The 21,807-nt window shown below is 63.0% G+C and carries 17 protein-coding genes; 11 read left to right on the top strand and 6 right to left on the bottom strand.

Going from position 1 to position 21,807, the window contains the following annotated elements:
• The 3 genes from AC1DX4_RS01005 to AC1DX4_RS00995 form a co-directional block, all read right to left on the bottom strand.
• Positions 1-1,785 carry a TRAP transporter large permease gene (locus AC1DX4_RS01005; protein WP_477218547.1) on the bottom strand — a complete coding sequence of 595 codons (1,785 nt, stop codon included), beginning with the start codon at positions 1,783-1,785 and terminating at the stop codon, positions 1-3.
• Positions 1,785-2,369: a TRAP transporter small permease subunit gene (locus AC1DX4_RS01000; protein ID WP_477218546.1), complete on the bottom strand. Its 585-nt coding sequence runs from the start codon at positions 2,367-2,369 to the stop codon at positions 1,785-1,787. The genes AC1DX4_RS01005 and AC1DX4_RS01000 overlap by 1 nt, the downstream gene beginning before the upstream one ends.
• A 182-nt stretch (positions 2,370-2,551) precedes the next feature.
• Positions 2,552-3,457, bottom strand: coding sequence for a branched-chain amino acid ABC transporter permease (locus AC1DX4_RS00995; protein WP_477218545.1), 906 nt, complete (start codon positions 3,455-3,457; stop codon positions 2,552-2,554).
• A 151-nt stretch (positions 3,458-3,608) separates the two neighbouring features.
• On the opposite strand from AC1DX4_RS00995, the gene AC1DX4_RS00990 reads away from it, so the two are divergent.
• The 6 genes from AC1DX4_RS00990 to AC1DX4_RS00965 all read left to right on the top strand — a co-directional run bounded on the left by AC1DX4_RS00990 (position 3,609) and on the right by AC1DX4_RS00965 (position 12,188).
• Positions 3,609-4,220, top strand: a complete 612-nt coding sequence (locus AC1DX4_RS00990) for a CGNR zinc finger domain-containing protein (protein ID WP_477218544.1) — start codon at positions 3,609-3,611, stop codon at positions 4,218-4,220.
• The gene (locus AC1DX4_RS00985; protein ID WP_477218543.1) at positions 4,213-4,752 is read left to right on the top strand and encodes a hypothetical protein; all 540 of its coding nucleotides are present in this window, start codon (positions 4,213-4,215) and stop codon (positions 4,750-4,752) included. The genes AC1DX4_RS00990 and AC1DX4_RS00985 overlap by 8 nt, the downstream gene beginning before the upstream one ends.
• A gap of 209 nt (positions 4,753-4,961) precedes the next feature.
• Positions 4,962-8,441, top strand: a complete 3,480-nt coding sequence (locus AC1DX4_RS00980) for an indolepyruvate ferredoxin oxidoreductase family protein (protein WP_477218542.1) — start codon at positions 4,962-4,964, stop codon at positions 8,439-8,441.
• A 136-nt stretch (positions 8,442-8,577) separates the two neighbouring features.
• Positions 8,578-10,902 (top strand): putative bifunctional diguanylate cyclase/phosphodiesterase, encoded by a 2,325-nt coding sequence (locus AC1DX4_RS00975; RefSeq protein ID WP_477218541.1) that lies wholly within the window; start codon positions 8,578-8,580, stop codon positions 10,900-10,902.
• Between the two features lie 262 nt (positions 10,903-11,164).
• Positions 11,165-11,932 carry an N-acyl amino acid synthase FeeM domain-containing protein gene (locus AC1DX4_RS00970; RefSeq protein ID WP_477218540.1) on the top strand — a complete coding sequence of 256 codons (768 nt, stop codon included), beginning with the start codon at positions 11,165-11,167 and terminating at the stop codon, positions 11,930-11,932.
• 106 nt (positions 11,933-12,038) lie between these two features.
• Positions 12,039-12,188: a DUF3096 domain-containing protein gene (locus AC1DX4_RS00965; protein WP_080680904.1), complete on the top strand. Its 150-nt coding sequence runs from the start codon at positions 12,039-12,041 to the stop codon at positions 12,186-12,188.
• 17 nt (positions 12,189-12,205) lie between these two features.
• On the opposite strand, the gene AC1DX4_RS00960 is transcribed toward AC1DX4_RS00965, so the two are convergent.
• Positions 12,206-13,021, bottom strand: coding sequence for an alpha/beta fold hydrolase (locus tag AC1DX4_RS00960; protein WP_477218539.1), 816 nt, complete (start codon positions 13,019-13,021; stop codon positions 12,206-12,208).
• A 256-nt stretch (positions 13,022-13,277) separates the two neighbouring features.
• Between AC1DX4_RS00960 and AC1DX4_RS00955 the strand changes: the two genes are divergently transcribed.
• The 4 genes from AC1DX4_RS00955 to AC1DX4_RS00940 all read left to right on the top strand — a co-directional run bounded on the left by AC1DX4_RS00955 (position 13,278) and on the right by AC1DX4_RS00940 (position 16,702).
• Positions 13,278-13,502 carry an aa3-type cytochrome c oxidase subunit IV gene (locus AC1DX4_RS00955; protein WP_477218538.1) on the top strand — a complete coding sequence of 75 codons (225 nt, stop codon included), beginning with the start codon at positions 13,278-13,280 and terminating at the stop codon, positions 13,500-13,502.
• 87 nt (positions 13,503-13,589) lie between these two features.
• On the top strand, positions 13,590-14,864 hold the full coding sequence (locus tag AC1DX4_RS00950; RefSeq protein ID WP_477218537.1) for a Re/Si-specific NAD(P)(+) transhydrogenase subunit alpha: 1,275 nt from the start codon (positions 13,590-13,592) through the stop codon (positions 14,862-14,864).
• A complete protein-coding gene (locus AC1DX4_RS00945) occupies positions 14,864-15,289 on the top strand; it encodes a proton-translocating transhydrogenase family protein (RefSeq protein ID WP_477218536.1) in 426 nt (141 codons plus the stop codon). The genes AC1DX4_RS00950 and AC1DX4_RS00945 overlap by 1 nt, the downstream gene beginning before the upstream one ends.
• A 6-nt stretch (positions 15,290-15,295) precedes the next feature.
• Positions 15,296-16,702 carry an NAD(P)(+) transhydrogenase (Re/Si-specific) subunit beta gene (locus AC1DX4_RS00940; RefSeq protein WP_477218535.1) on the top strand — a complete coding sequence of 469 codons (1,407 nt, stop codon included), beginning with the start codon at positions 15,296-15,298 and terminating at the stop codon, positions 16,700-16,702.
• Between the two features lie 86 nt (positions 16,703-16,788).
• Here AC1DX4_RS00940 and AC1DX4_RS00935 read toward each other — a convergent pair whose 3' ends face one another.
• Complete coding sequence (locus AC1DX4_RS00935) at positions 16,789-17,706, bottom strand: hypothetical protein (RefSeq protein WP_477218534.1); 918 nt, start codon at positions 17,704-17,706, stop codon at positions 16,789-16,791.
• Positions 17,707-18,288: 582 nt separating this feature from the next.
• Between AC1DX4_RS00935 and AC1DX4_RS00930 the strand changes: the two genes are divergently transcribed.
• Positions 18,289-19,212: an alpha/beta hydrolase family protein gene (locus tag AC1DX4_RS00930; RefSeq protein WP_477218533.1), complete on the top strand. Its 924-nt coding sequence runs from the start codon at positions 18,289-18,291 to the stop codon at positions 19,210-19,212.
• A gap of 96 nt (positions 19,213-19,308) precedes the next feature.
• Here AC1DX4_RS00930 and gyrB read toward each other — a convergent pair whose 3' ends face one another.
• Positions 19,309-21,780 carry a DNA topoisomerase (ATP-hydrolyzing) subunit B gene (gene gyrB, locus AC1DX4_RS00925; protein ID WP_477218532.1) on the bottom strand — a complete coding sequence of 824 codons (2,472 nt, stop codon included), beginning with the start codon at positions 21,778-21,780 and terminating at the stop codon, positions 19,309-19,311.
• Positions 21,781-21,807: the final 27 nt, after the last annotated feature.

Genomic DNA, 21,807 nt, shown 5'->3' with positions numbered 1-21,807 from the left:
TCAGTTGAAGCTCGGCGGCTGCGAGAGGTCTGGCGTCGGTGTCGCCGGCTTGGCTGGCGGCGCATCGCCGAAACTCGGCGGTTGCGACAGGTCCGGCGTGCCGGGCGCGGCCGGTGCGCCATTGGCAGGAGCCGTGCCACCAGCCGGTGGCGTGCCGAGCGGCGACAGGCCAGGCACTTCCGGCACCTTGTAGTCGATCGTGCCCGGATCGATCGCGGTGCCCTTGTAGCGCATCACCATTTGCGGGAAGGCGATGGTCAGTCCGATCATCACCACCTGGATCAGGACGAAGGGCACCGCGCCCCAATAGATCTGCCCGGTCGTCACCGGCGCGATCTGCTTGCCGGTCAGGCGGTCGAGATAGGGCACGCGGGCGGCCACCGAACGCAGGTAGAACAGGGCGAAGCCGAAGGGCGGGTGCATGAAGCTGGTCTGCATGTTGACGCCGAGCAGCACGCCGAACCAGATCAAATCGATGCCGAGCTTGTCGGCTGCCGGCGCCAGCAGCGGCACGATGATGAAGGCCAGTTCGAAGAAATCGAGGAAGAAGGCCAGGAAGAAGACGAGGATGTTGACGCCGATCAGGAAGCCGACTTCGCCGCCAGGCAGCGAGGTCAGCAAATGCTCGACCCAGATCTGGCCGTTGACGCCGTAGAAGGTGAGCGAGAACACGCGCGCGCCGATCAGGATGAACAGCACGAAGGACGACAGCCGCGTCGTCGAGGCCAGCGCCTGTTTGATCACGTCCAGCGACAGCCGGCCCTTTGCCGCGGCCATTGCCAGTGCGCCGACCGCGCCCATGGCGCCGCCTTCCGTTGGCGTGGCGATGCCGAGGAAGATGGTGCCCAGCACCAGGAAGATCAGCGCCAGCGGCGGGATCAGCACGATGACGACCTGCTGCGCCAGCCGTGACATCATGTTGATGTTCAGCCTTCTGTCGGCAATGGCGACGACGTAGATCAGGATCACGCCGACGCAGGCGCCAAGAATGTCGGCATTGTCGCCATGCGCCGGTGCCAGGTAGCGGTACGCGCCATAGGAGATGGCCATCGACACCGCCAGCGCCACCAGCAGCGAAATCACGCCATGGCCGAGCGTGCGCGCTTCGAGCGGCAGCGCCGGCACCATTTTCGGCCGGAAGATCGAGACGATGAGAATGTAAAGCGCATAGAGACCGGTCAGGACCAGGCCCGGGATCAACGCGCCGGCATACATGTCGCCGACCGAGCGGCCGAGCTGGTCGGCGAGCACGATCAGCACCAGCGAGGGTGGGATGATCTGGGCAAGCGTACCGGAGGCGGCGATGACGCCGGATGCCAGCCGGCGGTCATAGCCGTAGCGCAGCATGATCGGCAGTGAGATCAGCCCCATGGCGATCACGGACGCCGCCACCACACCTGTGGTCGCGGCCAACAATGCGCCGACGAAGATAACCGCATAGGCGAGGCCGCCACGGATAGGCCCGAACAGCTGGCCGATCGTGTCGAGCAGGTCCTCGGCCATGCCCGATCGTTCGAGCACGATGCCCATGAAGGTGAAGAATGGGATGGCCAGCAGCGTGTCGTTTGACATCACCCGGCTGCCGTAGAAATTGTCCGGAAGCGCGTAGAGCAGCGGCCAGGCGAGGTTGATCGCGCCGCCCGAATAGGGCGTCAAAAGCACGCCGATAAAGAAGAACATCAATCCGTTCGCGGCCAGCGAGAAGGCGACGGGATAGCCGATCAGCATGAACAGGATCAGCGAGGCGAACATGATCGGCGCCATGTTCTGGGCGATGAATTCCATCACGAGCGCACCTCGTCGGCGAGCGCCTTGGCTTCGAGCTCGGCCTGTTCGTGCACGGAGATGAAGGGGTTGGGGTCGTCCATGTCGCCGCGCATGATGGCGATCTTCTTGATGATTTCGGAAATGCCCTGCAGCGCCAGCAGGAAAAAGCCAACCAGCAGGATGGCCTTGGCCGGCCAGACGATCAGCCCGCCGGAATTGTTGGACATCTCGCCGCTGCGAATCGACAGCGACACATAGGGGACGAAATAGATGACCATCAGCGTCACGAACGGCATCAGGAAGAGGATATGGCCGAGAAGGTCGATCCAGTGCTGCACGCGGCGTGAAAACATACCGTAGACGATGTCGATGCGGATATGCTCGTTCTGCTTCAGCGTATAGGCGGCGGCCAGCATGAAGGCGGCGCCGAACAGATACCATTGCAGCTCCAGCCACGCATTCGACGAGATGTCGAAGATCTTGCGGATGACGGCGTTGCCGGCGCTCACCAGGATCGCCAGCAGGATCAGCCAGGACACCGATTTGCCAATGAATTCGTTGAGGCGGTCGATACCCCGCGATAGAGCGAGCGGCCCTTCCATGCAGTCCTCCCTTGTATAGCAAGCGTGCCGGCACCCCCCGTCGTCACGCCGCGTGGCCCAACGGTATGCCGCGCGTGGCTGGACGGGTCAACATCGATGGAGGCAGCAAAACGGGATCGGATGAAGAGTCGGGCCGGACAAGGGCGGTCTGCCCTCGCGTCATGCAACCAAAGTCTGATGACTCAGACGATCTTGCTGGTGTCGCGGCCGGCGCCGATCAAGATCAGCATGGCCACCAGCAACAGATACATCCAGGCGTCGCGCCATTCGACCGGGAAATAGCCGGCCCACAGTGATTCGGCCATGCCGAAGGCGGCGGCACCCAGGGCTGCCCGTGGCGGCGAGAGATAGCCGCCGACCGCCGTCACGAACAGGATCTTCAGACCGTAGACGAGGCCGGAACCAAAGCTGACATTGCCATAGTAAAGGCTTGCCATGACGCCGGCCAGGGCGGCGCAGAAGCCACCGAGCAGCACGGCATGCCGGAACACGCGGCGCACATCGACGCCGCACAGGGCCGCGGCGCGTGGGTCGTCGGAGACAGCGCGCCAGGATCGGCCGAAGTTCGAGCGGGCAAACCCCCGGGTGGCGAGTGCGACTGCCGCCAGCACCACCACGCAGTCGAGCACCTGGATCAGTGTCAGCGTCGCTTTGAAGCCGGCGCCTTCAGCGAAGACGATGGGCTGGGCAAGCATTGGCGGCAGCCACAGATCATGGGTATCGGCCGCGATGCGGCTTGATTCCGACAGGACGATCAGGATGCCCAGCGTCGTCACCACGATGGCATTAGGCGTGCGGTCGGCCAACGGTTCGAAGACGCTGCGCGACAGGACATGGCTGATCAGCGCGGCATAGAGCAATGCCGCGACGACGCCGAACAGCACCGACGCCAACAGCGTCAGCCACAGCACTTGGTAGCCGAAGGCGACGCTCAGGATCATGACCTGGCCGCAGAAGGCGAACAGCGCGCCATAGGCGAGGTTGGTGCGGTGCAGGATGCCGTTGGTCAGCACGTAGCCGAAGGCGAGCAGCGCATAAAGCGCGCCCGAATGCAGCCCGTTCAGCACCTGCTGGAAAAAGTAGAGCATGCAAAACCCCAGGAGCAGGTCGATCAAAACAGCGCGGCGGCTTTGGGACAACGACATGCGCAAGACAAGGCTGCGGTGACCGCGCCGATTGTGAAGGTTTGCATTCCAGAATCTAACTTGTCAAATGCGATTTATCGGTTAGATTTCTGACATGACGGTATCCTGGACCCCACACCGCTTCACCGGCGGTATGCTTGCGCTCGACACGGCCAACACCGTCGTGCTGCGCGGCGATCCGGAGAAAACATTCGACCGCTTCGACGATCCGGCCGAGATTGCCCGCTTCGCCGATGCGGCCACCGGCTTTCGCGCCGCCGAGCTTGGCGACAGGCGGCTTACGGTATCCTCGCCCACGGCAATCGCGCCCGTCGTGCTGTCGATCCGCGAGACGACCGACTGGCTGTTTCGCGGCGCGGTGTCGAAAGGCGCGGTCGCCACCGCTGACCTGCCCGAGTTCCTGCGCGCCTGTGCCGAGGGCCTGGCCGGCAGCCGGACCGAGATCCGCGCGCCGGGAAGGCCGTTCGGCGATCCCTCGGCGCCGATCGCCTTCGAGGCGGCGCTGGCGGTATCAGCCCTTTCACTGTTGCGCGACGACACCGTCGCGAGGCTCAGGATCTGTCCCAACTGCACCTGGCTGTTCGTCGACAGGAGCCGCAATTCCAGCCGCCTTTGGTGCGACATGGCGGTGTGCGGCAACCGTCAGAAGGCAAGTCGTCACTATCGCCGCCGCCGCCTGGCGGCCAATGAGGTCAAAGATGCTTAAAAGGTTTTCCCGTTCGATCGTTGTCGGCGCCGCATTGATTGCTGCTGCTGCGCTCGGCGCCTGCCGCGACACCGGCAAGGAAAGCGAAGGCAAGCTGTTCGAAATCTCCGGCAAGATATTCATCTTCAACTACCGTCTCGCCAGGGCAACCTATGTCGTGACATTGCGGCCCCTGCAGCCGATGGGGGAGGGCCAGGTCGCGGTCGCCAGCTTCCAGGATCCCGCCGGCGGCGCGCCGCTGGTGGTCGAGCAGAAGGTCTGGCCGAAGCTCGACAAGGTGACCCTGGAAAGCCCGGCGCTGACCTGCGTCGTCAAGAACAAGCCTTATGCCATCGCCATCAGCATCAAGGGCTCCGACGGTTCGGTCCTGCAGAAGATCGACACCACATTGATGTCGACGGAGGATCAGTCGGTGCTGCCCGACCGGCCGCTGGTCATCGACCAGCTCTACACGGCCAATCCCGACCTGGTCGGCCATCCCGACGGCAAGCTGCCGGGTGAGCCGAAGCCGGATTGCTCGAAAGCCATCTAGGCGCAGCGGCAACGGCTGAAATTTTCGTGCGTCGGGCAACGTCCGCAGGTCGGTTTCGTACCGGTTCGGGATGGCGGCGGACTGTTCGTTTCGCGTTGCCTGGCACCTGCGATTTTGTTTGACCTGCCTTGCAAGGGGAGAAAGGATGCGTCATCCGACTCCGACGTTGGCTGCCTGCCCCCGCGCGGCCTCCGCAGAGGAAATGCCTGATGACGCTGCATGATGTCGCGCTCGACGACAAGTTCGACCTCGGAAAGGAGCGCATCTTCCTGTCCGGCGCGCAGGCGGTCATCCGCATGCTCCTGATGCAGCGCGAGCGCGACCGCCGTGCTGGTCTGAACACGGCCGGCTTCGTCTCCGGCTATCGCGGCTCGCCGCTCGGCGGCCTCGACATGCAGCTGTGGAAGGCGAAGAAGCAGCTTGCCGGGGCCGACATCGTCTTCCAGCCGGGCCTCAACGAGGAGCTTGCCGCCACCGCCTGCTGGGGATCGCAGCAGACGGAATTGCTGGGCGAGGGTACCCATGACGGTGTCTTTTCGGTCTGGTACGGCAAGGGACCGGGCGTCGATCGTTCAGGCGACGTGTTCCGCCACGCCAATCTCGCCGGCTCGTCGAAGCATGGCGGCGTCCTTGCGCTCATGGGCGACGACCATATGGCCGAATCCTCGACCAATGCGCATGCCACCGAATTCCTGTTCGTCGACACCATGGTGCCGATCCTCAACCCGGCCGGTGTCCAGGAGATCATCGACTACGGCCTGTACGGCTTTGCCATGTCGCGTTTCGCCGGCACCTGGGCGGCGATCAAATGCGTCAAGGACAACATCGAATCGACGGCCTCGGTCGATGCCGCGCTCGAACGGCTCAACATTGTCGTGCCGGAATTCGACATGCCGCCGGGCGGCCTCAACATCCGCCACGAGATCGACATGCTCGGCCAGGAGGAGCGGCTGCACGAGTACAAGCGTGCCGCAGCCTCTGCCTTCATCCATGCCAACGGGCTGAACCACATCGTCTATTCCGGCGGTCGCAACCCGAAGCTCGGCATCATTACGCTGGGCAAGAGCTACCTCGATGTACGCCAGGCGCTGGAGGATATCGGTATCGACGAGGCGGCAGCCAACCGCATCGGCGTGCGGCTGTTCAAGGTCGGTTGCCCGTGGCCGCTCGACCTGCATCACATCGCCGACTTTGCCCGCGGCCTCGACACCATCGTCGTCGTCGAGGAGAAGCGCTCGCTGATCGAGGTGCAGCTGCGCGAAAGCCTCTACGGCACCGCCATGCAGCCGGTCATCGTCGGCAAGAAGGACGAGCGCGGCGACTGGCTATTCCCGGCCAAGGGCGCGCTCGACCCCAACGAGATCGCCATTGCCCTTGGCGAAAGGATCGTCAAAACCATCGGCCCGTCGGAGGATATCTCGGCGCGGGTGGGCAAGCTGCGCCAGTTTCAGGCGATGCTGGCGGATGCCACCGACATCGGTTCGCGCACGCCCTTCTTCTGTTCGGGTTGCCCGCACAATTCCTCGACCAAGGTGCCGGATGGCTCGATCGCCGCCGCTGGCATCGGCTGCCATTTCATGGCGCTTTGGATGGACCGCAACACGCTGGGCTTCACCGCCATGGGCGGCGAAGGCGCGCAATGGGTCGGCCAGGCGCCGTTCTCGAAGCGCGGTCACATCTTCCAGAATCTCGGTGACGGCACCTACAACCATTCCGGCACGCTGGCGATCCGCTTCGCCCTGTCGAGCGATGCCAACATCACCTACAAGATCCTTTACAACGACGCCGTGGCGATGACCGGCGGCCAGCCGCATGAGGGCGGCCTGACGGTGGACATGATCGCCAGGCAGGTGCGGGCCGAGGGCGTCGACCGCATCGCCATCGTCACCGACGAACCGGACAAATATGCTGGGAAGGCCGAATTCCCGTCCGGCGCCACCATCCACCACCGCGATGACCTCGATCTCGTCCAGCGCGAGCTGCGCGACGTCAAGGGCGTCTCGATCCTGCTCTACGACCAGACCTGTGCCGCCGAAAAGCGCCGGCGCCGCAAGCGCGGCACTTTTCCTGATCCCGACAAGCGCGTCTTCATCAACGAACTGGTCTGCGAAGGCTGCGGCGATTGCGGCGTGCAGTCGAACTGCGTCTCCATCCAGCCGGTCGAGACCGAATTCGGCCGCAAGCGCAAGATCGATCAGTCGAGCTGCAACAAGGATTTCTCCTGCGTCAACGGCTTCTGCCCGTCCTTCGTCACCGTGCACGGCGCCAAGATCCGCAAGGCTGAAGGCCTGGCCGGCAAGACCGATCCGCTCGATGGCGTGCCGACGCCTGCCGAATTCCCGCTCGGCGAGCAGGGCTGGGCGGCGATCATCGACGGCGTCGGCGGCACCGGCGTCGTCACCGTCGGTGCCGTGCTTGGCATGGCGGCCCATCTCGAGGACAAGGGCTGCGGCATGATCGACATGGCCGGCCTCGCCCAGAAGGGCGGCTCGGTGTTCACCCATGTCCGCATTGCCCGCACGCCGGACGATATCCACGCCATCCGCGTTTCGGCGGGGAAGGCCGATCTCGTGCTTGGCTGCGACCTCGTCGTGTCGGGTGCCAAGAAGGTGCTGACGGCAGTGCGCGAGGGCCACACCATCTTCCTCGCCAACACCGCCGAGATCATGCCTGGGGAGTTTGCCCGGTCGGCGGATTTCTCCTTGCCGATCGAACGCCTGAAGAAGGCGATCCGCACCGCCGCCGGCGACGACAAGGCGCATTTCTTCGACGCCACCCGCACCGCTACATCACTGTTCGGCAATTCGCTCGGCGCCAATATGTTCATGCTCGGCTTTGCCTTCCAGCATGGCGGGTTGCCGCTGTCGGCAGAAGCCGTTGAAAAGGCTATCGAATTGAACGGCGAAGCGGTGGCGATGAACATCGCCGCCTTCCGTTGGGGCCGCCGTGCGGCGCACGAACCGGATTTCGTGCGCGGCCTCGTCGCCCAGCCGGGCAAGGCGGGACAAACCGCCCCGGTCGCGCAGACGCTGGACGAGATCATTGCCCGCCGTGTCGCCTTCCTGACCGCCTATCAGAACGCCGCCTACGGCAAGCGCTATGCCGACAGGCTGGCGCTGCTGCGCACTGCCGAAGCCAAGGCCGTGCCCGGCTCGACCGCCGTGACCGAGGCGGCGGCCAGGAACCTGTTCAAGCTGATGGCGATCAAGGACGAATACGAGGTGGCGCGGCTCTATACCGACGGCTCCTTCGTCGCCGAGCTGGGCAAGCAGTTCCAAAGCTACGAGAAACTCGAATTTCATCTCGCGCCGCCGATCATGGGACGTCGCGGAAATGACGGAAGCCCTCGGAAATCGAGCTTCGGGCCCTGGATGATGAAGGGTTTTCGCCTGCTGGCGGCACTGAAGGGCCTGCGCGGCACCGTTTTCGACCTGTTCGGCTATGCCGCCGAACGACGCATGGAACGGCAGCTTTTGGCACAATATGAGGCGGATCTCGAGCTCGTCGCCAAGTCGCTGGCGCCTGATAGAGCTGATGCGGCGGTCGCTCTCGTCTCGGTCCCCGCGCTCATCCGTGGTTATGGCCATGTCCGGCAGGCCAGTGCTGAAAAGGCCGCGGGCGAGCGCTCCCGGTTGCTCCAGCGCCTCGCAAACGCACCGGTAGGGCCCGCACTTCAGGCCGCCGAGTGAAGGCCTTGTTTACCTGAAGCTCGATTTCCCGGCCGATCCTGCCTTTGCGCGCCTTCGGCAACCGAGCCGAAACCACTGTTCTAAGCCTTTCTTAAGGCGGATGTGGGATGACGAGGCCTAGCGTTGGGCCGACGACATGGGCAGAACAAAGACCGAAAACATCCCGGCGGATGTTTACATCCAGTTTGTGCGGTCGTTGTTCGACAACGCCCACATGCTGGTGATTGGCGGCGTCTGCTACTGGATCCTCGGATTCATGATCTACTTCCGCACGCACAATCCATTGTTCCTGGCTTTCTCTTTTACTCTGCTGTCCATCAGCCTTTTCCGCTACTTCGGCATTCGTGACTTCCGAAAGGCGGGCGGTGTAATAGCCAATGTTCAAGAGGCGCAACGGTGGGAGCGCAACTACATCCTCAAGGGCAGCCTGCAAGGCCTCGGGTTGGGCGCGCTGTGCTTCATATCGATCTATGTCTATCCCGATCCCTTTGCCGAACTGGCCGCGACGTCGCTGGCCATCGCAACCTTGGTGACGGTTGTCGGCCGGAACTACGGGTCTCCGATCATGGTGCGGATTTTTTCCGTGACCTTCATTGGTCCGGCGGCACTTGCACTCTTGCTGCGCATGGATGTCCCTTCGGTGGTCCTGGGCTTGATGATCATCCCGTTGACGTTCATCACGATCAACAGCGCCGACCACGTCCGCAACGTGCTTTTCTCGGCGGTCATCGGCCACAAGGAAGCGAGGAAGCTGGCGCACAGGTTCGATCGCGCCCTCAACACCATGTCGCACGGCCTTGTCATGCTCGGCCCCAACGGCCGCGTGGCGGTCGCCAATGCCGAAGCCGCCCATCTGATGTCGCTCAAGTCCGGGGATGCCCTGCTCGGGCGGTCTATTCACGGTCTTTTGATGCGCGGTGTCGCCGGTGGCATGCTGGCACCGAAGGATTGCCGCTACATCGAGGCCCAGCTGACGCGTGCCCTGCGCGAGGGTCGCGACCGCAAGGTTCTGGTGTCACTCGCCAATGGCCAGCACTACGAATTCTCGGCCCGCGAAGGCAGCCAGGAACTGGGCGTCATCACCTTCGAAGACGTGACGGCGCGTGTCGAGGCGGAAGACAAGATCCGCTTCATGGCGCGCTACGACAATCTCACCGGCCTGCCCAATCGCGCCTATTTCCATGAACTCATCGGCGAGGCGATGGCGTCCGGAGACCGCGACCGTCTCTGCGGTCTGGCCGTGCTCGACCTCGATGATTTCAAGAGTGTCAACGACACGCTCGGGCATCCGATCGGCGACGGGTTGATCTACGCGGTTGCCGAGCGGCTCGCCGCCGTTGCCGGGCAAGGCATCACCGTCAGCCGTTTCGGCGGCGACGAATTCATGGTCTTCTTCGACCGCATCGAGGATGAGAGCCATCTGACCACGCAGATCGACGGGATCTTTGCGGCACTGCAGGGCGAGGTGGACGTCGCCGGCCACGGGCTGCGCATCCAGGCCAGCGGCGGCGCGGTATTGGCACGGGTGGGGGACAGCGATGTCGACGCCATGATCGTCAAGGCGGATCTGGCGCTTTACAAGGCCAAGGAGCTTGGCAAGAACGGCTGGCGGCTGTTCGAGGCGGCAATGGACGCTGCGTTCCGCAACCGCCAGCTGATGAAGGCGGATCTGCGCAGCGCGGTGGAAAGCAAGAGCCTGCGGGTCGTTTATCAGCCGATCGTGTCGATGAGCACCATGCGCATCGCCAGCTGCGAGGCGCTGTGCCGTTGGGATCATCCCGACCTCGGACCGATTTCGCCCGGCATCTTCATTCCGCTCGCCGAGGAAATGGGCATCATTTCCGAGATCAGCAGCTTCGTGTTGCAGGCAGCCTGCACCGAATGCGCCAAATGGCCGGATCAGACCAGTGTCTCGGTCAACCTCTCAGCCAAGGATTTCCGCAACCGCGACGTCATCCAGAAGGTTCGCGATGCACTGGCCAGTTCCGGTCTCGCCGCCGCTCGGCTGGAGATCGAGGTCACTGAAACCGCGTTGCTCGACGATAAGTCGCTGACGCGGCAGTACATCGAGGAGTTGAAGCAGATTGGCGTTCGCATCGCGCTGGACGATTTCGGCACCGGTTATTCGAGCCTGAGCTACCTGCACAAGCTGCCGCTCGACAAGATCAAGATCGACCGCTCGTTCCTGATAGATGTCACCCAGAACCCGCGTTCGTTGGAACTGCTCAAGGGCATCGTCAACCTGTCGCGGCCACTGGGACTGTCAGTGACCGTCGAAGGCGTCGAGACCTTTGAGCAGCTCAAGATCCTGGCCTTGCAGGTCAAACCCGATCTCGTGCAAGGCTTCCTGTTCGGTGCCGCGCTCAGTGCATCGGGTATCGAAACGATGTCGAATGTCACCTGGCCCTTCGCCGCTGACCTGCGTCCCTCCGGCAAGCGGACAGCCCAATTGGTGCCGTGATTTCAAGCACTGCCAGGCGCGGGCTCCAAGATGACCCTCAGCCCACGTTGGCCCAGCTCACGCGCCTTTTTGTCGATTGAGGTGCCATGTGCCGGAGGCCATTACCCCCATCCTTCTCCGACGCTTTGTTCATTAGGGTATTCTAAGATAATCGTTCAGCCGTTAAGGTTAACATAAGGTAAATCAACAACATCTAAATTTCAGCTTGTGTCTCATTTTGACTCGAATAGCCTATGGATAGGCGGAATTTCGAGGACAGATAATGGAAGCTGCAAGGCCTGCAAGGGATGCGTCTGGCGTGGTCAGGGCAGCCGGGGATTCGGTGCTGAACCGATCGATGATGCAATTGCTGGAGCATGTCGATTATCGCCTTATCACCGGAGGCGAGGATTTGGAGGCGATTTACCGGCTTCGCTACAAATCCTATCTGCGCTCAGGCATGTGCGGCCCAATCGCCAGCGGGATGTTCGAGGATCGCTGGGACAATCTGCCCAATTCCTACCGGTTCGGTGTCTATTTCTACGGCGAATTGGTCAGCACGATCCGCTTCCACTACATTTCCAGAGAGCACCCGAATTCGCCCTCCGTCGATGCCTATCCGGAAATATTGCTCGAGCGACTTGCCCGCGGAGAAACCTTTATCGACGGAACCCGGTTTGCAACCGATCCCGACAGCGCGCCGGCACCCGGAGTGCTGCCGTTCCTGACACTCAGGCTTGCCATGGTGGCCTCGCTCTATTTTGGCCAGAACTCGGTGCTAACGCCGGTCAAGGTCGAGCATTCCAATTTTTATTCACGTTATTTCAATGCCGTACAGCGGACCGAGGCCAAGGAATTTCCGGGCGTTCTTACCCGGATCGCCCTGTTCGAAATCCCTGCCGGCGAAAATATGCACCAGACACTCGAACGGTTCCCATTCTTCAGGTCGACGCCGACGGAACAGCGGCTGATGTTCGCCAATCCGGCCATCAACCGACTGACACCCTTGTCCATCGTGCCGACAGCGAAATATTATCGCGCCGCTGCCTGAGGCTCGATTTTTGCAAAGCACCCGGAGCCTTACGGCCAGATCCGCGTTCTGGTGATTGCGGCGCGTCGCCGCTTCATACCAACTGATCTGCCAAAAGGACCCCGACATGCACATTTCCCAGCTCGCGCTGACGCCGCTTATCTCGCTGATCGCCGGCGTGCTGATCCTCGTCATGCCACGACTGCTGAACTACATCGTCGCGCTCTATCTGATCGTCGTTGGTCTGCTCGGGCTTTTCCCGCATCTCGCCGGCTGAAGCCGGCGCATTAACTGTCAGCCGGCGAAGAAGCGCAGCGCCGCGGCGACGATCGCCTCCGGCGCGTCTTCCTGCATCAGATGGCCGGAGCCCGGAACGAGCGTCAGGCCGCAATTCGGCAGCATGGCCGCGAGCTTTTGGCCGCTTTGCGGCGGTATCCAGCGATCTTCCTCCCCCCACAGCAGCGCGACTGGGCAGCGGAATTCGCCGTAGAGCGGTTCGACCTCGTCGGTGAAACGTTGATCCATCTGGGCGATCTGCCGATAGAAAGCCGGCTGGCCAACGGGTCCAGTCCATGGCGTGATATAGGGTTCCAGATCGCTGTCCGACAAAGATCGGGCCGCGGCGCCCGAGACATACGCTTTCAGGATTGCGACCTGTATGTAGTCCGGCATGCCGGCGAAGGCGGCCTCATGCTGACGGACATGCTGGACAAAGGGCGAACCCCACGGCCGCACCGCCACAGGGTCGATCAGCAGCAGCCTGTCATAGTCGCAGCCGTCGATGAGATGCGCGCGCAACGCCGTGGCGCCGCCGAAATCATGGGCAATGATCTTGGGTCGGTCGAGTTTCCAGAAGGCCAGCATCGCCGTCAGCGCCTTGTTCTGGATGCCCAGCGAAACGTCCTGGCCTTCCCGTTTGCCGGATCGCCCATACCCGGGAAGATCGTAGAAATACAGCATATGGTCGCGCGCCAGTTCCGGTGCGACGCGATGCCAGACATGCGAGGAGAACGGCGTACCGTGCACGAGCACGATCGGCGGGCCTGAGCCGGCGGTTCCCCATGCGATGGTCGTGCCGTTCCAGTCAAATGTCTGTGTGGGTATGATCATGGCGCTTCACCAACCGGCTGTTCGTCCGGCGACGATAATCCCCCGCGATGTCGTCCAGAACCGCCAAATTCTCACAGCAGCTTCAACGGAACTCACGCAGGACCCCCTGTGATCGCACCGCCAACAGGCTGGAGGTCGACCGGCAGTTTCAATTTTCCCTTGAGGCAGTTGTCGGCCCCAATGCGGCAATAGCGCCATTGCTCTCGGCCCGGCTTTTCGGTATGTGCCTGAAAGATGTCTTCGAAGGGGTATTCCTATGGCTGATCACTCGCCGACCGGTCCTGTCGAACTGGGCGCGAAGATGGACTATGCGGAGCATGACCGCACCTATTCGGGCTTTCTCGCGCTGGCCAAATACGGGTCGCTTTTCTGCGGCGCGCTGCTCATCGCGATGGCGTTTGGCTTCTTTGCGGCTGGTTTCTTCTCGGCGCTTATCCTGTTCGTCCTGATACTGGCCGTCGGCGCCTTCATTCTGCGATAGACCTTCCAAAACCCTGTTGCCATTGACGTCGCCGGATATTCCGGCCGACACTTTGCGCAAACAGGTTCCAGCCGAAAGGATCATGCGGTGGGACAGACGGTTTTCATCCCTCGTGAGCTTGATGCGAACGAGCCGCGCGTCGCGGCCTCGCCCGATACGGTCAAGCGGCTGGCGGGGCTGGGCCTCGACGTGATTGTCGAAACCGGCGCCGGCACAAGGTCGCGCATTCCCGACGAAGAGTTTGCCAAGGCAGGTGCTGCCATCGGCAAGGCTTCCGATGTCGCCAAGGCCGATGTCGTGCTGAAGGTCCGCCGGCCGACGGACGCCGAGCTGAAGAGCTACAAATCCGGCGCGGCGGTGATCGCCATCATGGATCCCTACGGCAATGATGCCGCAGTAGCGGCTCTGGCCAAGGCCGGGGTCACCGCGTTCTCGATGGAATTCATGCCGCGCATCACCCGCGCTCAATCGATGGACGTGCTGTCCAGCCAGGCAAACCTTGCCGGCTATCAGGCGGTGATCGACGGCGCTTCGGAATATGATCGCGCGCTGCCGATGATGATGACGGCGGCGGGCACGGTGCCGGCGGCGAAGGTTTTCATCATGGGTGTCGGCGTCGCCGGCCTGCAGGCGATCGCCACGGCACGCCGGCTCGGCGCGGTCGTCACAGCCACCGACGTGCGCCCCGCCGCCAAGGAACAGGTCGCCTCGCTCGGCGCAAAGTTCCTGGCCGTCGAGGACGACGAGTTCAAGGCCGCCGAAACCGCCGGCGGCTACGCCAAGGAAATGTCGAAGGAATACCAGGCAAAGCAGGCCGCACTGACCGCCGAGCACATCGCCAAGCAGGACATCGTCATCACCACGGCGCTGATTCCCGGCCGGCCAGCGCCGAAGCTGGTGTCGGCGGCGATGGTCGCCTCTATGAAGCCGGGTTCGGTGCTCATCGATCTGGCAGTAGAGCGTGGCGGCAATGTCGAGGGCGCTGAAGCCGGCAAGGTCGTCACCACGGCCAACAATGTGAAGATCGTCGGCCACCTCAACGTGCCTGGCCGTGTCGCCGCATCCGCCTCGCTGCTCTATGCCAGGAACCTGTTCGCTTTCCTCGAGACGCTGGTCGACAAGACCACCAAGACGCTTGCCATCAACCGCGAGGACGATCTGGTCAAGGCGACGATGCTGACCGATGGCGGCAAGGTCGTTCATCCCGCTTTCGCCAAGGCCGACCAGCAGCCGCATGTCGAACCGGCTGCGATCCCGGCCACGACGATGGTTGCCGATGCCTCTACTGCACCCAAGAAAGCTGCGACCAAGAAAACAGCCGCATCCAAGTCGCCCGCGTCCAAGTCGAAAGGCACAGCGTGATGGATCAGACCCTGCAGAAAGCCCTCGACCAACTCGACCAGGCAAGTGCTGCCGTCAGGCTTGCGGTGCAGAACCTGGCCAACGCCCCAGGCGGCGCCGATGCTGCGGGTGGTGCCGCGCACGCACTCTCCGGCGGCGCCATCGATCCCTTTATCTTCCAATTCGCCATCTTCGTGCTGGCGATCTTCGTCGGCTACTACGTCGTCTGGTCGGTGACCCCGGCTCTGCACACGCCGCTGATGGCGGTCACCAACGCCATCTCCTCGGTCATCGTCGTCGGTGCGCTGCTCGCTGTCGGCATCGCCGCTTCCGGTGTCGCCGCAGGCTTCGGCTTCGTCGCGCTGATGCTGGTTTCCGTCAACATCTTCGGCGGCTTCCTGGTCACCCAGCGCATGCTGGCCATGTACAAGAAGAAGGACAAGTAGAGCGCCATGAACGCCAACTTCGCGTCCTTCCTCTATCTGGTTTCCGGCGTCCTGTTCATCATGGCGCTGCGCGGCCTGTCGCATCCGACGACCAGCCGCCAGGGCAATATGTACGGCATGATCGGCATGGGCATCGCCATCGCCACCACGCTGGCGCTGGCGATCCCGTCGGTCCCGTCGGCCGGCCGCTACGGCCTGATCGTGCTTGGCCTCGCCATTGGCGGTAGCGTCGGCGCCGTCACCGCGCGCCGCATCGCCATGACCTCGATGCCGCAGCTGGTCGCCGCCTTCCACAGCCTCGTCGGCCTTGCCGCCGTCATGGTGGCGGCAGCGGCCATCTACGCGCCGGAAAGCTTCGGCATTGGCACGGCGGGCGACATCCATGCCCAGGCGCTGATCGAGATGAGCCTTGGCGTTGCCATCGGCGCCATCACCTTCACCGGCTCGGTCATCGCCTTCTTGAAGCTCGACGGCCGCATGTCGGGCAAGCCGATCATGATCGGCGGCCGCCACTTCATCAACGCAGCCCTTGGTATAGCCCTCATCGTGCTGATCGTTCTGCTGGTCACCACCGAGGCCAAGCTGGTGTTCTGGCTGATCGTCGCCGCCTCGCTGGCGCTCGGCATCCTGCTGATCATCCCGATCGGCGGCGCCGACATGCCGGTCGTCGTCTCCATGCTCAACTCCTACTCCGGTTGGGCAGCGGCTGCCCTCGGCTTCACGCTTGGCAATCTGGCTCTGATCATCACCGGCGCGCTGGTCGGCTCGTCCGGCGCGATCCTGTCCTACATCATGTGCAAGGGCATGAACCGAAGCTTCATCTCGGTCATCCTCGGCGGCTTCGGTGGAGAGACCGCTGCTGCGGCCGATGACGGCATCGAGCGCACGGTCAAGCAGGGTTCGGCCGATGACGCCGCCTATCTGATGATGAACGCGCAGAAGGTCATCATCGTGCCCGGCTACGGCATGGCGGTTGCGCAGGCGCAGCACGCGCTGCGTGAAATGGCCGACAAGCTCAAGGCCAATGGCGTCGATGTGAAGTACGCGATCCATCCTGTCGCCGGCCGCATGCCTGGCCACATGAACGTGCTGCTGGCCGAAGCCAACGTGCCCTATGACGAAGTGTTCGAGCTCGAGGACATCAACTCCGAATTCGCGCAGGCCGACGTCGCCTATGTCATCGGCGCCAACGATGTCACCAACCCTTCGGCCCGTGACGACAAGTCCTCGCCGATCTACGGCATGCCGATCCTCGACGTCGACAAGGCCCGTACCTGCCTGTTCGTCAAGCGCTCGCTCGGCTCCGGCTATGCCGGCATCGACAACACGCTGTTCTACAAGGACGGCACCATGATGCTGCTCGGCGACGCCAAGAAGATGACCGAGGAAATCGTCAAGGCCATGGATCACTGATCCGGCCGAAGGGCGGAAGTATCACCATCCAAATGAAAGAGCCCGGCTTCGAAGCCGGGCTCTTTCATTTCTGGGGCGATGCCGGTTCAGCGGGTGCTCAGGAAAACCGCTTCCTCTTCGTCGCGCTGCCTGCCGCCGAGAGCGGCCGCGGCACTGGCGATGAAGGCGCCGATGACCAGCGACAAGGCTCCGAGCAGGGCAAAGGTCGCGCTGCCCTTCCGGGCGGTATCGGCAGCCTGCTTGGCCTTGACCTTGGCGTCCTCGACCTTGGCGACCAGGGCATCGACACGCGCCTTGGCGTCGGCCTCGGAAAGGCCGGTACGGGCGGCAACCAGTTGCGACAGATAGGTCTTGTCGTCGGCCGAAATCTCGCCCGACGCCGCACTGGCGATCAGGATACGCGAAGCCTGACCAACCGCGGCGGCATTGCCGTCCGGACCAGCCGCCGCGAGCTTGCTCGGATCGGCAGGGCGGAACAGTGAATCCACCAGATAGGAGGTCGCATTATCGGCCGATACGCCTCCGGCATTTGACGAGGCTCCGGCCGACGCACCCATGGCGGCACCCGACGCTACGGTGGAGACAGCCTGCACGCCTGTACCAAGTGCTGCGGAAAGCGCTGAACCCAGGACGCCGACGACAATCAGCGTTGCCAACGCCCAGGCAAGGAAGCCATGAGCGGTGTCGCGGAAATACACTTCGTCAGTGTGGATCCCGACCCATTTGGTGCGCAGGCGTCCGGCAAGGTAACCGCCGACGCCGGAGGACAGCCATTGCACGATGACCAGCCAGATGGCGGTCGACACCGCGAAGGTGGTGATCGACGCGCCGGACCCTGACCATGGCGAAACCATGCTGAGCCCAAGCCCTGAGCCGAGCAGCATGAGGATGAAGGTCAGCGTCGAGGCCGCGAAGGCGCCGGCGATGATCGGCCCCCAACTGACGGCTGTGGCGGATGATTCTTCTGAAGCGGACAGGTCGATAGCCGATACGGTGGGCTGCATCAAAGCCCCCTACCGTACGAAAAGCATGATGAGGATGATGATCGGTATCGGAATACCGAGCAACCAGAGCAAAATGCCACGTCCCATGAAAAGCCTCCTGTGAGAAATTGTGATCGATGTGGTCACAATGTCCCGAGGGGGCTTCTGTTCCTGCAGGCTACAAAATGATTTTGTTTGCCGGCGATGGAACAATTCGGAGCGCCGCTTCGCGTCACTGCCTCGAGCGATGATGTTGTTGTGATTTGACCCATGGGTCGAGTCGGGCAAAAGCGGAAAGCCGGGGCTGTCTCTGCCTTGTGGTTCACAAATCGGGCTGGACCCGACCCGTCAGCCCGACAGATTTTCTTCGAGGCCCCTGGCTGAGTAGGAAGACAAATGACTCCAAGGAAATTCCAGGAGAAGCAAAAAGCAAAAGCCCAGCGGATTTCGGCCCCAACCGGCGGCTCGCGCTCAGCAATTTTCGCCAGCCTGGTCTTGCTCTCTGGTCTGTTCACCGGAGCCTTGACCCCGGCGGCTACAGCCGGTCCGGCGATTGGCGCGACATCGGTCAGTCCAGTTGCTGAAGACCTCGCGCATTCCCCCGTGGGCTTCGAAGCCGTTCGCGTTCCAAATGGTAGCGAACCGCCGCTGGCCGCCGGTATCTGGTACCCGACCTCGGCCGAGCCGCGCGATGTGCCGCTGGAAAGCTTCACCCAGCGCGTCGCGCCTTCCGGCCCGGTAAAAGGCAGTGCGCTGCCGCTTGTCGTGATCTCGCATGGCGGCGGCGGATCCTACGCCGGGCATTATGATACGGCGATCGCACTGGCGAGTGCTGGGTTCATCGTCGCCGCGGTCAGCCATGCCGGCGATACCTACGACGACCAGAGCAAGGTGCTGATGCCGTGGCGCCGGCCTGCCCAGCTAAGCCGGCTGATCGATTTCATGCTGAAGGACTGGCAAGGACATGCCGACATCGATCCGCAGCGCATCGGCGCCTTCGGATTCTCGAATGGCGGCTTCACCGTGCTCGTCGAAGCGGGCGGAATACCCGACCTCGGCAAGATCGACTCATACTGCGCGGCAAATCCCCAGCACGATCTTTGCACCGCGCTTGCGAAAGCCGGGGTCCATTCCGTTGCAGAAGCCGTCCAACCACCGTCCGGGGCGTGGAAGCCTGATCGGCGAATCCGCGCCGTCGCAGCCGCCGCGCCGGCGTTCGGCTTCACCTTTGACCGCGCCGGCCTTGCTTCGGTTCAGATCCCGGTGCTGCTATGGCGCGCGGCCAACGACCAGCATCAGCCCGACCCCTGGTATGAAGAACAAATCCGTTCAGCGCTGCCTCGACCACCGGAGTACCGTGTCGAACCCGTGGCGGGTCACTATGCGTTCTTGCCGCCATGCAGCGCGCAAATGCGCCGTGCTGCCCCCGAGATTTGCATCGATGCACCCGGCTTCGATCGGGCCGCGTTCCATCAGCGTCTGAACGCCGCCCTGGCAAGCTTTTTCAGCGCAGCACTACAGCCTTAGAGCGTGTCGCTTCGAAACGGAATCAGGCGCTGCGCTTTAAGCTCTTGTAGGCATCTCGTTCGCCCAAAACCGTTGCGCAGTTTTGGGCGACATGCCTCAGATATCCAGATTGGCGACCGACAATGCGTTGTCCTGGATGAATTCGCGCCGTGGCTCGACCTCGTCGCCCATCAGCCGCGAGAACAGGCTGTCGGCATCGGTCGCATCGTTGACCTTGACCTGCAGCAGCGAACGCACATTCGGGTCGAGCGTGGTTTCCCACAGCTGTTCGGCATTCATCTCGCCGAGACCCTTGTAGCGCTGCATGGTCAGCCCCTTGCGGCCGGTCGCAAAGACGGCGTTGAGCAGCGCCAGCGGCCCCGAGACGGTTTCGGCCACATCCTTGCGGCGCAGCACCGGCGGTTCGCCATAGACCTCTGTCAGGCGCGGCGCATAGCGGTCGAGCTGGCGCGCATCGGCCGAATTGATCAGCCCCATGTCGAGATGGGCGTATTCCTTGACGCTGCGCACGGTGCGCTCGAAGACATAGCCTCCGCTGCCGTCATTCGAGGTCGACATGTGGCCGGTCCAGCCGCGCTCGGTGTCCTCGGCGATGATGTCGAGGCGTCGCGCAATCCGCTCCGCCATGGCGTTGGCGCCGCCAAGATCGTTGAAGACGTCGGGGTTGAGCCCGCCGGCGATCGCCGCTTGCTCGACCACGCCTCTGTTGTAGCGCGTGTGCAGGCCGTTGATGAGCTGGCGCACAGCCAGCGCGTCTTCGACGGCACCGCGCAGATCCTGTCCGATCCGCACCTCGCCCGAACCGAGCGAAAGCGACGCCTCTTCCAGCCCCGAGCCGATCAGGAACTCCTCGAACGCGCTCTCGTCCTTGATGTATTGCGAGCTCTTACCGCGCGTCACTTTGTAGAGCGGCGGCTGGGCGATGTAGAGATGGCCGCGCTCGATCAGCTCCGGCATTTGCCGGAAGAAGAAGGTGAGCAGCAAGGTGCGGATATGGGCGCCGTCGACGTCGGCGTCGGTCATCAGGATGATCTTGTGGTAGCGCAGCTTGTCGGCGTTGAATTCGTCCTTGCCGATCGAGGTGCCCAGTGCGGTGATCAGCGTGCCGATCATCTCGGAGCCGAGCATGCGGTCGAAGCGGGCACGTTCGACATTGAGGATCTTGCCGCGCAGCGGCAGGATCGCCTGGTTCTGGCGCGAACGGCCGCCCTTGGCCGAGCCGCCGGCCGAGTCACCCTCGACGATGAAGATTTCGGATTTCGCAGGGTCGCGTTCTTGGCAGTCGGCCAGCTTCCCGGGCAGCGAAGTGACGCCGAGCGAGCTCTTGCGGGTGATGTCGCGCGCCTTGCGCGCCGCTTCGCGCGCGGCGGCCGCCTGGATGACCTTGTCGATGACCACCTTGCCTTCGGACGGGTGTTCCTCGAGCCAGGTGCCGAGCGCCTCGTTGACGAGACCTTCGACCACGGGGCGCACCTCGGACGAGACCAGCTTGTCCTTGGTCTGCGAGGAGAATTTCGGGTCGGGAACCTTGACCGACAGCACCGCCGTCAGCCCCTCGCGGCAATCGTCGCCGATCAGCGCCACCTTTTCCTTCTTGGTCAGGCCCGAGGATTCACCATAACCGGTGATCTGGCGCGTCAGCGCGCCACGGAAACCGGCGAGGTGGGTGCCGCCATCGCGCTGCGGGATGTTGTTGGTGAAGGCCAGCACGTTCTCGTGGTAGCTGTCGTTCCACCACATCGCCACTTCGACGGTGATGCCGTCTCGCTCGGCCTTGATGGCGATCGGCTTGTCGATCAGCGGCTTCTTGACCCGGTCGAGATATTTGACGAACTCTTCCAGGCCGCCATCATAGTGCAACTCATGCCGCACGATGTCGGCGTGGCGGGCGTCGGTCAGAATGATGCGGACGCCGGAATTGAGGAAGGCGAGCTCGCGCAGCCGGTGCTCCAGCGTGCCGAAGTCGAATTCGACCATGGTGAAGGTCTCGGACGACGGAAAGAAGGTGATCTGGCTGCCGCTGCGGCCCTCATAGGTGCCTGGCTGCTTGTTCTGCTCATAGCTGCCCGTCGCCTTCAGCGGTGCGTCGGCATTGCCGTGCGTGAAGCTCATCTCGAAGATCTGGCCGTTGCGGCGGATCTTCAGCTTCAGCCACGCCGAAAGGGCGTTGACCACCGAGACGCCGACGCCATGCAGGCCGCCCGACACCTTGTAGGAGTTCTGGTCGAATTTGCCGCCGGCATGCAACTGCGTCATGATCACTTCGGCCGCGGAAATGCCTTCGCCAGTGTGGATATCGGTCGGAATGCCGCGGCCATTGTCGATCACCGTCACCGAACCATCGGGGTTGAGCGTCACGGTGACGAGGTCGGCGTGGCCGGCCAGGGCCTCATCGATGGCGTTGTCGACCACCTCATAGACCATGTGATGCAGGCCTGAACCGTCGTCGGTGTCGCCGATATACATGCCGGGGCGTTTGCGGACGGCGTCCAACCCCTTCAAAACCTTGATGGAATCGGCGCCGTATTCGGCTTCGGCGCCGTTGGTGTTCTCGGTCTGGTCGCTCATGAAAACCTATTGTCTAGATGCCGCTTG

The sequence above is a fragment of the Mesorhizobium sp. P3_A8 genome (assembly GCF_056402995.1).
This window is presented reverse-complemented; position numbering and strand designations above follow the sequence as displayed.

Excerpts from the sequence above, each read along its gene's own strand:
- AC1DX4_RS01005 (WP_477218547.1), bottom strand. The coding sequence starts at position 1,785 with ATGGAATTCATCGCCCAGAACATGGCGCCGATCATGTTCGCCTCGCTG.
- AC1DX4_RS01000 (WP_477218546.1), bottom strand. The coding sequence starts at position 2,369 with ATGGAAGGGCCGCTCGCTCTATCGCGGGGTATCGACCGCCTCAACGAA.
- AC1DX4_RS00995 (WP_477218545.1), bottom strand. The coding sequence starts at position 3,457 with ATGCTCTACTTTTTCCAGCAGGTGCTGAACGGGCTGCATTCGGGCGCG.
- AC1DX4_RS00990 (WP_477218544.1), top strand. The coding sequence starts at position 3,609 with ATGACGGTATCCTGGACCCCACACCGCTTCACCGGCGGTATGCTTGCG.
- AC1DX4_RS00985 (WP_477218543.1), top strand. The coding sequence starts at position 4,213 with ATGCTTAAAAGGTTTTCCCGTTCGATCGTTGTCGGCGCCGCATTGATT.
- AC1DX4_RS00980 (WP_477218542.1), top strand. The coding sequence starts at position 4,962 with ATGACGCTGCATGATGTCGCGCTCGACGACAAGTTCGACCTCGGAAAG.
- AC1DX4_RS00975 (WP_477218541.1), top strand. The coding sequence starts at position 8,578 with ATGGGCAGAACAAAGACCGAAAACATCCCGGCGGATGTTTACATCCAG.
- AC1DX4_RS00970 (WP_477218540.1), top strand. The coding sequence starts at position 11,165 with ATGGAAGCTGCAAGGCCTGCAAGGGATGCGTCTGGCGTGGTCAGGGCA.
- AC1DX4_RS00965 (WP_080680904.1), top strand. The coding sequence starts at position 12,039 with ATGCACATTTCCCAGCTCGCGCTGACGCCGCTTATCTCGCTGATCGCC.
- AC1DX4_RS00960 (WP_477218539.1), bottom strand. The coding sequence starts at position 13,021 with ATGATCATACCCACACAGACATTTGACTGGAACGGCACGACCATCGCA.
- AC1DX4_RS00955 (WP_477218538.1), top strand. The coding sequence starts at position 13,278 with ATGGCTGATCACTCGCCGACCGGTCCTGTCGAACTGGGCGCGAAGATG.
- AC1DX4_RS00945 (WP_477218536.1), top strand. The coding sequence starts at position 14,864 with ATGGATCAGACCCTGCAGAAAGCCCTCGACCAACTCGACCAGGCAAGT.
- AC1DX4_RS00940 (WP_477218535.1), top strand. The coding sequence starts at position 15,296 with ATGAACGCCAACTTCGCGTCCTTCCTCTATCTGGTTTCCGGCGTCCTG.
- AC1DX4_RS00935 (WP_477218534.1), bottom strand. The coding sequence starts at position 17,706 with ATGCAGCCCACCGTATCGGCTATCGACCTGTCCGCTTCAGAAGAATCA.
- gyrB (WP_477218532.1), bottom strand. The coding sequence starts at position 21,780 with ATGAGCGACCAGACCGAGAACACCAACGGCGCCGAAGCCGAATACGGC.